Below are 13,541 nucleotides of genomic sequence, written 5' to 3'. Positions count from 1 at the left end.
AAATGTTTTTTTACATGACTGTATCCGAGATACACCGCAGGAGATCCCTCACCCTCGCTGCGCTCGGGTTCGGGATGACGTGGGGAGTTACCTTTTTCTTATGTATTTGAGGTGCTAGATATTTATTCACAATTACTTCGCCACACCTTAATCAGGCTATTGATAAAAATTCAATTTTTTATTAGGCGATTCAGATGAACCTGGTTTTGGAGGAGAAAGAGAAACAAAAAAGCATTAGATATACGTTATAATATAAGACAAATGGATGTGTTTGATAGCTGCTTTTAACCGTTGTAGTCGATCCCCTTAACTGCTGATCGACGGTCTTTTAAGCAGGCTGAGCGACAAGAACCAATTTTAAAGGACAGCACAATGTCGGACGAATTAAAAACCTATAGCCAAGCTGCACAACAATTAGGCGTAGCGGTGAATACTAATTGCACTGACCCCTATGAGGCGCAAGTAATCAAAAAAAAAGTATTAGAAAGTTACAATAGCTGGGCACATTCTATATACGATAAATCTTTTTTAAATTGGGGCTTGTGGAATAAAAAAATAGCTCGAGAATATGAAAACTTAAACTTCAATTTTTCTGCTTTATGCCCTTATCAAGATATCTATTCACAGTTGCTTCTCTATTATCTCATCCGACCGTTAATCAAGCTAAAATATTTTAATAAACGTTTATTAGAAATTGGGTGTGGTAATGGTATTGGATTAAAAATGAACTCTTCTTTGATAAGAACACAATATGCATTAGGTATTGATTTAGTTCATAAACTAGTCAGCAATGCAGAAAATAACTTTTGCAGCAAAGGACTAGTAAGTTATTTACAAGCAGATGCAGAAGCCTTGCCCCTAGATGATGCTAGTTTTGATATTATCACTAATGTTGAAAGCTCACATCTTTATCCCCGATTAGAGTGCTTTTTTTCAGAGGTAGGCCGGGTCTTAGCTCCAGGAGGTTATTTTTGTTATGCCGATATTCATACGGATGCAAAACAACAAGCACAAAGATTAGAGCGGTTTGTTGCCTCTAGAAATGACTTAAAGATTATTAAGAAAAAAAATATTACCAGGCTAGTACAAGCTTCAATATACCGGCGCATTATCGTTGCTGAAAAGAAATTTTACCAAATGGCAATTTCTCTGTTTGGTTCCGATCCCGAGATCCTTAATAAAGAATTAGCTTCTCTAGCTCAAGCAATGGGAATTAGTTTTTTGCCGTGGTGGAAAATTTGGGTAAAAACAGAAGCATTACGCCCTATTGCAAAAGCCGCTCGCCATAATCAGTATTGGGGTGGAAAAAAATTATTTTTTTATTATTTAATTCAAAAGGTGTAAGATGCGTTTTAAAAAAATTAAAACTCTTACATATAATTATGGTGAGGAAAAAGAGTTACAAAATATTCTTTTTAAAGCGACAGAACCACTTTTAATTCATATTAAGGGATTCCCAGATACATTTACTTTAGATTATTTTATAAAAAAATATCATGGCTTAATCAATTATTCTGTTTTCGATAATTATCGTTATGTATGTGAGAAAAGCGGTGATTTAAAAGAAACTTTTGAAGAAATAAAAAAGAATAAACCATACCGAATTTTTGGCTTACTCTTCACAAGAGAGAATTCTTCTATAATCGAAAAATATGTACCACTATGGCAAACCATACCTTTTAATCCGCGATTTTACAATCCAACATTAAAAGTAGCTTATTTTTTTGGTGGCCGTGGCGCAGCTACTGAAATTCACTTTGATAGAGAGCACTGTTGTAATTTGCACTTGTGCATGAGTGGAAAAAAACAAGTTTTATTATTTACTGAAGACGAAAATGACTCTATCTATAAAGTTCCTTACATAGGAGACAGCTTAATCGATTTTAGCCAGCCCATGGCTCAATTACATAAAAAATATCCTCGTCTAAAAGAGGCCTCCGCGTATAACGTAATTCTTAATCCAGGTGATATGATATTTATGCCTAGAAACTGTTGGCATTATACTCGATATTTAGATGCCTCCACTTCAGCAACCTATGTCTTTTATACTAGTAAGCTTTGGCAATTTTATGGATATTTTACAGGATATTTCTTTCTAGGTTATAAATGGCATACTACAACACTTAAAATAAGTGAGTGGGTGTTATTTAAAAAATTTAGTTTTATCTATGCGATGTCGAATGGATGGAAAAAATTCTTACTAAAGGCTGTTGAGAATATATCCTATATCTTTTTGTTACCTTTAATAAGTATAGGAGCTATTGCTAGCCATAAACTTAGGTTCTTTCGAAAATTTATCAAATAATGAAAAGCGCTTCATCGCTAACTCAATGGTTCTAAGAGGCTCTCCGAAAAAGGGCTATTTATTTAAACTAATCGAACTGGTTTCTTATATAGTTTGCTACCAACTATAAGTATCCTTGGTAAAACTTCCTTTCTATTAAAACTGCGTAGAGTCTTCTAAGCCAAACAAATGGACATACTTATTTTGGGAACGATTTATTTCAGGGTCTGCAAACCCGGGTTATGGCTTTACCTTAACCCAGGATATAGTTCTAATTGAAACTATGATTTTTTTGTCGCCATATTCGACAAGATATCGCCTAATTCTATTGGCATTGGGAAGACAATGGTAGAGTTATTATTGCCAGCTATAGCGGCCAATGTTTGCAAATAGCGTAATTGCATAGCCTGCGGTTGTTGGGCCAAAACTTGGGATGCTTGCAATAATTTATCCGACGCTTGTAATTCTCCTTCGGCATGAATCACTTTAGCTCGTCGTTCACGCTCAGCTTCAGCCTGTCTGGCAATTGCACGAATCATACTTTCATCCAAATCAACACGCTTTATTTCGACATTAGACACTTTAATGCCCCAGTTATCTGTCTGTGAATCCAGTATTTTCTGTACATCGCTATTTAAGCGCTCGCGCTCAGAGAGCATTTCATCCAGTTCATGTTGTCCTAAGACCGAACGAAGCGTTGTTTGCGCCAATTGGCTGGTTGCTTCATAGTAATTTTCTACTTGGATAATAGCATTTTCTGGAACCACCACACGAAAATATAAGACTGCATTGACTCGTACTGAAACGTTATCTTTAGAGATCACATCTTGGCTTGGTACATCCATAACTATAGTACGTAAATCGACTCGTACTACTTGTTGAATCACTGGAATAATAAGCACTAAACCTGGCCCTTTAACTTTCCAGAAGCGTCCTAACATGAACACCACACCCCGCTCATATTCTCTAAATACCTTAACTGCTGATATCAAAAGTATTAAAACTGCTACGACGATCACCGTTAAAAATGGTCCCATTTTAACCTCCTTGATTACCCAAATCTTCTTCAATTTCCAATTTAAGCCCTGAAGTTCCGATTACTTTTATTGGCGTGTTTGCTGCTATCGGCTGTTTGGAGTGCACGCTCCAAATTTCACCGCGAATCATCGCTTGTCCTTCAAGATTAATATTGCCAAGTGCATGACCTTGGGCGCCTATCAAAACACTTAAACCATGTTTTACGCTTTGTCGCCTTGCTTTTACCACCATCCCGAGAAGGATCACAAAGAAGAGGACATTTACTAAAGCCATTGCTCCTATTGCTGACCAAGCTATATGGTACATTTGATTATCGGCATCAATTAACATAATAGAACCAATAATAAATGCAATAGTGCCTCCGACTCCCAGAGAACCGTAAGCAGGCACAAATGCTTCGCCGATAATAAATGCTATTCCTAGTATAATAAGAAAGAAACCCGCATAGTTAATCGGTAATAATTGCAGTGCATAGAGTGCGATAAACATAGATATGGCACCAATTACTCCGGGAAATAAATGCCCCGGGTTAACCAATTCAAAGAAAATACCGTATATACCCAGTAAAAGAAGAAGATAAGCTACTGTAGGATCTGTAATTATCGATAAAAACCGTGTACGCCAATCAGGTTTAATGAGTTCAATCTGTGGATTATTGGTATGGAGAATTATTTTTTGATTGTTTTGCATTACAGATACGCCATTTAGCTGGGCCAATAAATCCTTCTCATCATTTGCAATATAGTTAATAACGCCCTCCTTTAAAGCCTCTGTAGCGGTTAGCGTTTCAGCATTCAAGACCGCATTTTGTGCAAAATCTGGATTGCGTCCCCTCAATTGAGCCAATGACCGTATAGTGGCTACGGCATCATTAGTAATTTTCTTCTCCATAGTAGTCTGCTTCTCTGAGTTGGTCATATCGCCAAAACCCGTTGCAGCTAAATTAACCGGACTAGCAGCCCCTAGTTGCGTTCCTGGTGCCATAGCCGCTAAGGTACTGGCATAAAGCAAATATGTTCCTGCGCTTGCCGCACGTGCACCATTTGGACTTACATAGGTCACTATGGGAATATTGGAAGTTAAAAATCCTTGAACTATTGTTCGGGTTGCTTCATCAAGGCCTCCAGGAGTATCAATAGTGATTAAGATTAAATCTGCCTGTTGTGCATTATCAATACTACGAATGATATAATCTGCTGTAGCAGGTCCAATTGCTCCTTTTATTTTAAGTTCAATAACTTTACTCGCATAGGAACATGTAGTGTAAATGAGCAACAAAATAAACAGGATACTGCATCGCAATAATAATATTATGCGATCGGTTGGCGTAACTATGGACCTTGGCATGCTGTACGATTTACACATGCTCCCTTTCCTAATCAAATACGCTATATGTTAAAAGATAGCACAATTTGCATTATTTATCGCACAGATACGATGAAAATCAACTGACAATAATTGGTATTATTTAATGTGCGGGATGGATGATCGATGGAGCATATCCAAAGAGTCATTATGCGCTACAACCTGAGTGAAAGATTTGCTTTCACTCAGGTTACAAAATAATTTTTTAGAAATAAACCCCGATTTGCGCAGAAACTGTATCCGCAGTACCACCGGTACCGAGTGTGGGTGCGTTTACAAATCCTGGGGCTGAAGCACCATTTGCAAAATCATTGGATCCGTAATCAATTTCATGTCGGTATTCGATACTTTCTACAGTATCTTTCCAGATTGAAATGTTAAATACGCCAATAAAACGGTGTTCTGGCAGGTTTAAAGCAAGTGCATCCTTAGTCCGTTGATAACCAACACCAATAGACGCAGGTCGATTAAATGCCCTAAACGTCATATCAATTTCGGTTTGTAATGCCTGTGGTTTTGCACCGTGTCCATTAAAACTTAAATCCTGTTCTCTAAATGATTCAATTGTACCAACCCATTCAGCAGCAAAGTTAAATCGGTCATAAGCCATGTTGCCGTATACATCCATAGCTTCTGTCTTGCGTACTAGTTCATTACCGTTAAGTAGCGAGCCAAATCCACCAAAAGTTCCTGGGTTACCGCCAGTATTTTGCATTCCAGCAGCATCGTCAATTGAGCTGATATAACTTGCGCCTATTTCTCCAGTAGCTTTTTTAAATGCAAATACATATCCTAGGTTCGCACCGCCTACGCCTGCTCTTCCTAAGGTGGTATCGCTTCTATATATATATGTTGCTACAAATGGCCCAGTATCTTCTTGTGATTTATAACCCAGAATAAAAGGTCTTGTTTTAGTTCGAGCTAAATTTAGAGTCAGCGGAGCACTGATCATAGAGCTTGAATAACGTCCAAATGGTACATACAACTGTCCTGCAGTAAAGTAAAATGGAGTTTTATCCAGATTACCGATATTCACAAAGCCCATATTGAGGTTAAATGCAGAATTGTTAATTCTTGGCCCAACATCAGGTGGACTTTCATCATAGGCCAGTGCGATATATGCCTCGACATTTTGATTTAGTGCAGCAGCAACGTCTACCTCACTAGAGCCTAAAGTCAAATCAACATTTGTTCCGCCAACATAGTCACTATTGATCATGCCAACTGGCTCTGCTTTACCACTAAGTGCAATGATTGGCCGTTCTGGAATCGGGTATCCCATATTCCGATAAGCTCTATATAATTTCCGACGCTGTTGCATCAAACGGATGTCACGGTTGATACTTGAAATGTTAACAATATAGTCTGATCCATCAAAAGCAGGTCTGTCTCCTAAATATGGAGAAGTTACTACAGGCGTTCCCGCAATATAGGTAACAACTCGATTTTCTGCTACTAAAGCCGTTGGATAAAATCCAATTGATTCTGGATGCTCCTCGGGCGTATGTACGGATAGAGTTGACGAATGATATTTTATCATTTTTTCGTTTTTTTGCTGTTCATGTTTCTGTTCATGCGTTTTATGAACGGCAGGCACTGGCTTTTTGACTACTTTTTTAGTTGACTTGCTCGAATGAGTTACTTTCTTAGCAACCAGTTCTTTTTGTAGTGAATCTAATTGAGTTTGTAATTGTTGTGCTTGCTTTTGTAAACGAGCTATTTGACGTTGCAACTGCTGATCATGTTCCGCATAGAGTGGCGATGACAAACAGACTAGGGCCAATATGATTTTTTTATATTGCATGCGGTACTCCTGTTCATTATTTTTACTTCCACATCGGAAAGGCAGAAAATTATAGCTTGGTAAACATGGAGTGGCTAGCCTCTTTTTCACAAATTTGCTTAAATTTTGTTACTTTAATGGCTTTGATTAAAAAAAACCCATAGAAAATCTATGGGTTTCAATTGAGCGCTTAGTTTGTGCTAACTATTCAGTTTAGATTATGCATTCCCAATTAACTTCAGACCAAAATATGGACCAAAAACGCCATAGTCAACTGGGCGAACTGGGCCAAATAAATTGGGTAATGACTGTTCTTCCAAAACGTGAAAATAATTTACTACTTGATAGCCTGCTTGAATATTAGCAAGACCTATCGGTGTAGCGTGGGCATAGTTTACACCAAGCTTTGCTTCTAAGCTTGGAACTATACCTCTTTTACGAAAGAATACTTGCTCAATAATTGCTTCCGTAGGAGATACTACAAAGCCTGCATGATAGCGATTTGTTCCATAGAGAACTGAGCCACCACCATTTGCAGTCACACTTAGTGAGTCAGTAATGTTGTATGCATAGTCAATTCCAAGAACTGGTCCAAAACCTTTATAGTCAGTATTGTCGAATTTGCTAAATGGATTTGTCACCAGAGCGGGAATGAATTCTGTTATATAATAATTTGTAGATGTAGATTGGATATTCGCATATTGCATACCAGCATAGAAACGCATTTTCTTGCGCATACTGATATCAGTATGTTGCCCCATCACTACGTTAACCTGATCTATTCTATTGCGGCTAATAAACTCAAATGGTGCTGGAATAGGCGGTAAACTCGTTACGGGTATGTTTAGAACACCGAAAAACTCTGTGGGATCTGTTGATGTGCTGAAGTGCATCCAATTAACAGAGATATCATTACCGGTGTTGAAATGATATGACCCTTCTAAAAAGTACCCCCAGTTCCAATCATTCTTTATTTCTTTATTTGCTGGTAATGTGCCGAATTGTATCGATTTTTCACTACCATAGATGGATCTTAAATAGAGCGCTTGAGCGCTAAAGTCCCAGAGCTTTGTTACACATGGAACTGTAACATTACCTGGGGTACAAACTGGGCCCATACTGCCAGCAGAAGCTATGCCTGCTGCCAATCCCAATACAGCTGTAGTTACTTTCTTAAACATGAATACTCCATTAGAAAAAAAAAGCCCATCATTAATGACGGGCTTTTATAAGATCTTAATCAATTAAGAAATTAAATGTTTCCAACATACTTCAGACCGAAGTAAGGACCAGCAGCAGCGAAGTCAGTTGATGTAACTGGCAATACAGTTGTGTTTAACGCATGGATGTAGTTAAACCACATGTATCCTGCATCCAGAGTTAAATCACCTTGTGCCATTGCATAAGTGTAGTTAGCACCTAACTTAGCTTCTAATTCTGGAACGATCGCTGTTCTGGTTCCGCTGATATCAACAGTGAACACATTTGGAAGAACAGGAACAGAACCATCAGCGTCAACGAAGTCAACATTGTAGCTGTGTTTTTGTGAACCAACTAACAATGCACCAGCTGCTTTAGCATAAATACCAAAACCGTTACCGAATACATAGTTCATGTCGATACCAGTACGTGGTCCGAAACCGTTGTATTGAGTGTTTCCTTCAAATCCAACAGTAAAGTCTTCAACACCATTGTCAAAGTCTGTCGCAAATGCATGCATGCTTCTCTTGATGCTAGCAAATTGGAAACCGCCATGGAAACGGATTTTCTTGTTCGCACTGAAATCAACGAATTGACCGAATTCACCGTTTACTGCATCCCATCGGTTCTTATGACCAAAACCAATTAATACATCTGGAGCAATAGCAGGAGTAAATTCATGGTTGTTCCAACCAGTATCCAAGTGATACCAAGTTAAAGTGATGTCGTTTCCAGTATTGAAATGGTAAGAACCTTCAATTTGGAAGCCCCAGTTCCATTGCGCGTCTAATTCAGTGTTTAGAGAAACGCCTGCTGGAGTAAAATCAAGATCCAAAGAAACATCGTTATCGGTCATTGTTTGTAAAACCAATGCTTGACCACCGATGTTCCATCCAGTACTTGGGCAAGGAACAGTAACGTTACCTGGGGTGCAAACTGGGCCCATGGTGCCAGCGAATACTGCACTGCTACCTAAAGCAAGAACAGCTAACGCTGTTTTTTTCAAATTTAACATGCTTATCTCCACTTTTTATTATTATTTCCGTTCGTTACCAATTTAAATTGTTAGCAACGGTACGCATATTCGCTCTATACCGAGAGCGTACCTTGCTCAATTATCTAACCGGACTTCTATAAAGTCAACAGTATCGATTAAATTTATTAAAATGATAGCGAATTAAATGTTTCCTATATATTTCAAGCCAAAGTAAGGGCCAGCAGCAGCGAAATCAGTTGCTGTAACTGGTAATACAGTGGTGTTTAACGCATGGATGTAGTTAAACCACATGTATCCAGCATCCAGAACCAAATCACCTTGCGCCATTGCATAATCATAGCTAGCACCCAATTTAGCTTCTAACTCGGGAACGATCGCTGTTCTGGTTCCACTAATGTCAACAGTAAACACATTTGGAAGAACAGGATTAGAACCATCTGGGTCAATGAAATCAACATCATAGCTGTGTTTTTGTGAACCAACTAACAATGCACCAGCTGCTTTAGCATAAATACCAAAACCGTTACCGAATACATAGTTCATGTCGATACCAGTGCGTGGTCCGAATCCGTTATATTGAGTGTTCCCTTCAAATGTAAGGGTATAGTCTTCAACACCATTATCAAAATCTGTTCCAAATGCATGCATGCTTCTCTTGATGCTAGCAAATTGGAAACCGCCATGGAAACGGATTTTCTTATTCGCACTGAAATCAACGAATTGGCCGAATTCACCGTTCACTGCATCCCATCGGTTCTTATGACCAAAACCGATTAATACATCTGGTGCAATAGCAGGAGTAAATTCATGGTTGTTCCAACCAGTATCCAAGTGATACCAAGTTAAAGTCATGTCGTTTCCAGTATTGAAATGGTATGAACCTTCAATCTGGAAGCCCCAGTTCCATTGAGCGTCTAATTCAGTGTTTAAAGAAACGCCTGATGGAGTTATATCGAGATCCAGAGAAACATTGTTATCGGTCATTGTTTGTAAAACCAATGCTTGACCACCAATATTCCATCCAGTACTTGGGCAAGGAACAGTAACGTTACCTGGGGTACAAACTGGACCCATGGTACCTGCAAATAATGTACTGCTGCCTAAAGCTAAAATTGCTAAAGTAGTTTTCTTTAAACTTAACATGCTTATGTCTCCGCATAAATTATTATTGTTTCCTATTTCATTGATAACTCTCTACTAGGAGTTGTCATTAGCATGCCTTCGTCGCTTCAGGTCGATGCATGCAACAGTGTGAGTATTAGCAGTGGCGTAGAATAAGTCAAGAAGATTTACTAAAAAAAATTAATATTTTTCAAGTATATATGCTTTTTTTATGCATTGGATATTTTTTTTGAGCAGCATGGTTGCTGTTTGGTTTTACACGTTAAAAATTGAGAGGCCGCTGCTCTTTCTTAAAAAAAGTAAGAACAGAATATCCAGGATGACTAATATAGAGCATCCATAAAAACTTGCAACCTTTTTTAAAATTTAATGAGCGTGCCGTGTAATTAATTTATCTGTCTTAATTACAATCAAACGAACTCTATTTTTTTATTAGCGTAATCACGACTCTTCGATTCGCTGCGCGACCTGCATCAGTATCATTTCTGGCTACCGGATACAGTTCACCTACCCAGGTTACATGCAGCATTTTTTTAGGGACACCAAGTTTTAACAAATATTTTTGCACCATCCGCGCCCTATTTTCAGATACTGCGTTGTTGTAACCCTTACGTCCATTAGCATCAGCATAGCCAATGATTCTTATTTCATTTATTAGAGCATCTGCCTCTACATAGTGAGCAATACGACGCAATTGTTCCTTATCTTTATCACTCAACTCGCTACCATCTTCCTTATAATGGAAGACACTCTCTCGTATCTGCTGATAATCAAACGGCAACAAACTTCCGATGCATTCCTGATAGCGGGAATAAGGCTTTTGAAATCCAACAGGTGATAAGGCAACCGTTGTATTAAATCCTGTTTCAGATCGATAATTAAAACTTGGTTCGTAGCCTTGTGATAGGAAAGTAAGTAACTTTAAGGTTGCATCGCGTTTTAGGTAGATGCCAAATTCTCCCGGCTTAACCATTAATTCTCCTGCAAAAACAGAAGGCCGTTCAGGCTTCCAATTGGGCGATTTTATGATGATCTTAGCATGTAAATACTGCTGGACTTCATCCCACGTCCGTAAAATAAAATGGGGCGGTTGTGCCGCATATTGTTCAAAATATGCGATGCCATAATTAGGGATAGTAAGTGCTAATCCACAGCGAATCGGATTACGACTGACGCGCCATCCTTTTGCGCCTAAAGGATTTTCAAAATGAACTTGGGTCATTGTATGTGCAGTATTTATTGTTAGCAATGTACTCAACGCAATACATGCTATAAATTGTCCTTTGTGATCCACAAATGTCATCTTTTACTCATTCTAGAGACTTGTTTCATGTTATCCTTAATTATCGGCAAGAACGCAGGAATCTTTACTATGCAAACGCTAATAATTAATCGCCCTGACGATTGGCATGTTCATCTTAGAGATAAGGAGATGTTACAACACACCGTGGCAGATAGTGCAAAGCATTTTGCTCGCGCATTAATAATGCCAAATCTTAAACCGGCTTTAACAACCTTGTCATCCCTTAGTGAATATAGAAATAGAATTCTTACCGCGCTCCCCCAAGGAACTACTTTTGAACCTTATATGACTTTTTATCTGAATGATTCTGTGCGTGCCGAGGATTTACATCAAGCAGCAAAAACTCCTTATATTCTTGGTGCAAAACTTTACCCGGCAGGAGCAACGACCAATTCAGAAGCAGGGGCAAAATCATTAACAGAACTTTATCCTCTTTTTGAAGTGTTACAAAATAGTAATCTTGCACTGCAAATTCACGGGGAAGTCACTCATAGTGATATTTTTGAACGTGAGGCCTTATTTATTAATGAGTATCTAAAGCCAATCGTACGAAACTTTCCCAAACTGAGAGTGGTCCTTGAACACATATCAACACAAGCTGCAGTTGAATATGTAACAGAAGCTCCAGCAACAGTTGCGGCAACGATTACACCACATCATTTACTATATAACCGCAATAAATTGCTGGCCGGGGGACTGAGACCCCATTATTATTGTTTACCTATTTTAAAACATGAAAAAGATCAAAAAGCATTACAAGACGCTGCTTGTAGCGGTAATCCGAAGTTTTTTGCCGGAACGGATAGTGCCCCTCATATAGTAAGCACCAAAGAAAGCGCCTGTGGTTGCGCAGGAATTTATTCCGCTCCATTTGCCCTCGCTTTATATACACAAGTATTTGATGAAATGAACCAGTTAAAACAACTCAATCATTTTCTCAGTCGTTTTGGTGCGGAGTTCTATCAGCTCCCCATCAATCAACAACACATTGAACTCATTAGAACCCCACAAAAAATACCCGATTATCTGCCTTTAGGCTCCAACCAAGTTGTTCCGATCGCTGCAGGTGAAACCATTCAATGGAGCATTCATGAGCCCACGCGATAGTCTGTTTTATATGAATTTGAAAGAACGATTTCGTGGTTTCTTACCTGTAGTTGTCGATGTAGAAACTGCTGGTGTGGATCCATACAAAAACGCTTTGTTAGAAATGTGCATCGTATTAATTTTTATGGATGAACAAGGTAATTTTTATCGTGGGAAAAGTCATTTTGAACATATTTTGCCTTTCCCAGGTGCTGAATTGGATCAAAAGTCGCTGGAGTTCAATCAAATTGATCCCTACCAGCCACTGCGTTTTGCCCTGGATGAAAGAATCGCTTTGGAAAATCTATTTAAACCCATTTTTGCCGCGCTTAAAGAAACTCAATGCCAACGCGCTGTCTTGGTGGGTCATAATGCATGGTTTGATTTATTGTTTATAAAGGAAGCCATCAAAAGAACTGGAGTTAAATCACCATTTCATGCTTTTACCTGCTTCGATACAGCTACATTAGGTGGGTTGATGTATGGACAAACCGTATTAGCCAAAGCAGCTCAAGCAGCAGGAATCCCTTTTGATGCTCAGGAAGCACATTCAGCTATTTATGATGCAGAAAAAACCGCCGACTTATTTTGCCATATGGTCAACACCTGGAAAACAGTACAGCAAAATACCTAATTGGGATGTTGTGAAATAGAACCTAATTTAACAATACGCGGATGTGTTGATAACTCATCTCTACATCTCATTTCCCGGAGGACGCTTCGCGTCGTCCGGGATCATTTTTTTACAATGATTCAGAATGCTCAGATAAATAGGCAGCAACACCTTCTGTTGATGCTTTCATACCTGCTTTACCTTTTTGCCAGCCTGCAGGACATACTTCACCATTTTCTTCAAAGTGCTGAACTGCATCAATGATTCTTAAAATTTCGTCCATATTACGACCTATAGGCAAATCATTAACGATTTGTGAACGAACTATGCCATTAGTATCAATAATAAATGCACCTCGGAATGCAACACCCGCACCAGGATGTTCAACTCCATATGATTGGCAAATGCTATGAGTCATATCAGCAGCCATAACATATCGAACAGGACCAATACCCCCTTTGTTAATTGGGGTGTTTCGGTATGCATTATGAGTGAAGTGTGAATCAATTGAAACAGTAACCACTTCAACATTACGGCTTTTGAACTCATCAATTCGATGGTCTAAAGCAATTAACTCAGAAGGACATACAAAAGTAAAATCCAGAGGATAAAAGAACACGAGCCCATACTTACCTTTTAAATGCTCATGTAAATTAAATTTATCCATAATCTCACCGTTAGCCATCACAGCTGCTACAGTAAAATCAGGAGCTTTTCGTCCCACTAATACACTCATTCTATGATCTCCAT

12 protein-coding genes are annotated in these 13,541 nt (G+C 38.7%); 4 read left to right on the top strand and 8 right to left on the bottom strand.

Features of this window, described 5'->3' with window-relative positions; translation table 11 throughout:
• Positions 1-372: 372 nt before the first annotated feature.
• Both BW930_RS05860 and BW930_RS05855 read left to right on the top strand, forming a co-directional pair.
• Complete coding sequence (locus BW930_RS05860) at positions 373-1,344, top strand: class I SAM-dependent methyltransferase (protein WP_058469244.1); 972 nt, start codon at positions 373-375, stop codon at positions 1,342-1,344.
• A 1-nt stretch (position 1,345) separates the two neighbouring features.
• Entirely contained in the window at positions 1,346-2,305 is a 960-nt protein-coding gene (locus tag BW930_RS05855; protein ID WP_058469245.1) for a cupin-like domain-containing protein, read from the top strand.
• A gap of 260 nt (positions 2,306-2,565) precedes the next feature.
• Here BW930_RS05855 and BW930_RS05850 read toward each other — a convergent pair whose 3' ends face one another.
• The 7 genes from BW930_RS05850 to BW930_RS05820 form a co-directional block, all read right to left on the bottom strand.
• On the bottom strand, positions 2,566-3,321 hold the full coding sequence (locus BW930_RS05850; protein ID WP_058469246.1) for a slipin family protein: 756 nt from the start codon (positions 3,319-3,321) through the stop codon (positions 2,566-2,568).
• Between the two features lies 1 nt (position 3,322).
• Entirely contained in the window at positions 3,323-4,669 is a 1,347-nt protein-coding gene (locus BW930_RS05845; protein ID WP_082647089.1) for an NfeD family protein, read from the bottom strand.
• A 223-nt stretch (positions 4,670-4,892) separates the two neighbouring features.
• Entirely contained in the window at positions 4,893-6,491 is a 1,599-nt protein-coding gene (locus BW930_RS05840) for an LbtU family siderophore porin (RefSeq protein ID WP_058469247.1), read from the bottom strand.
• 197 nt (positions 6,492-6,688) lie between these two features.
• Complete coding sequence (locus tag BW930_RS05835; RefSeq protein ID WP_058469248.1) at positions 6,689-7,651, bottom strand: Lpg1974 family pore-forming outer membrane protein; 963 nt, start codon at positions 7,649-7,651, stop codon at positions 6,689-6,691.
• 71 nt (positions 7,652-7,722) lie between these two features.
• Complete coding sequence (locus BW930_RS05830; protein ID WP_058469249.1) at positions 7,723-8,685, bottom strand: Lpg1974 family pore-forming outer membrane protein; 963 nt, start codon at positions 8,683-8,685, stop codon at positions 7,723-7,725.
• 162 nt (positions 8,686-8,847) lie between these two features.
• Positions 8,848-9,810: an Lpg1974 family pore-forming outer membrane protein gene (locus BW930_RS05825; protein WP_058469250.1), complete on the bottom strand. Its 963-nt coding sequence runs from the start codon at positions 9,808-9,810 to the stop codon at positions 8,848-8,850.
• 400 nt (positions 9,811-10,210) lie between these two features.
• Positions 10,211-11,092: a flagellar protein MotY gene (locus BW930_RS05820; protein WP_058469251.1), complete on the bottom strand. Its 882-nt coding sequence runs from the start codon at positions 11,090-11,092 to the stop codon at positions 10,211-10,213.
• Positions 11,093-11,161: 69 nt separating this feature from the next.
• Here BW930_RS05820 and pyrC point away from each other — a divergent pair, with 69 nt between their 5' ends.
• Positions 11,162-12,199 (top strand): dihydroorotase, encoded by a 1,038-nt coding sequence (gene pyrC / locus BW930_RS05815; protein WP_058469252.1) that lies wholly within the window; start codon positions 11,162-11,164, stop codon positions 12,197-12,199.
• Positions 12,183-12,812 carry a ribonuclease T gene (gene rnt / locus BW930_RS05810; protein ID WP_058469253.1) on the top strand — a complete coding sequence of 210 codons (630 nt, stop codon included), beginning with the start codon at positions 12,183-12,185 and terminating at the stop codon, positions 12,810-12,812. The genes pyrC and rnt overlap by 17 nt, the downstream gene beginning before the upstream one ends.
• A gap of 109 nt (positions 12,813-12,921) precedes the next feature.
• On the opposite strand, the gene BW930_RS05805 is transcribed toward rnt, so the two are convergent.
• Positions 12,922-13,527, bottom strand: a complete 606-nt coding sequence (locus BW930_RS05805; RefSeq protein WP_058469254.1) for a peroxiredoxin — start codon at positions 13,525-13,527, stop codon at positions 12,922-12,924.
• Between the last annotated feature and the right edge of the window lie 14 nt (positions 13,528-13,541).

The organism is Fluoribacter gormanii, from assembly GCF_900156395.1.
In the GTDB taxonomy this organism is placed as follows: Bacteria; Pseudomonadota; Gammaproteobacteria; order Legionellales; family Legionellaceae; genus Legionella; species Legionella gormanii.
The sequence above is the reverse complement of the archived record's forward strand: the minus strand, read 5'-3'. Positions and strand labels throughout refer to the sequence as shown.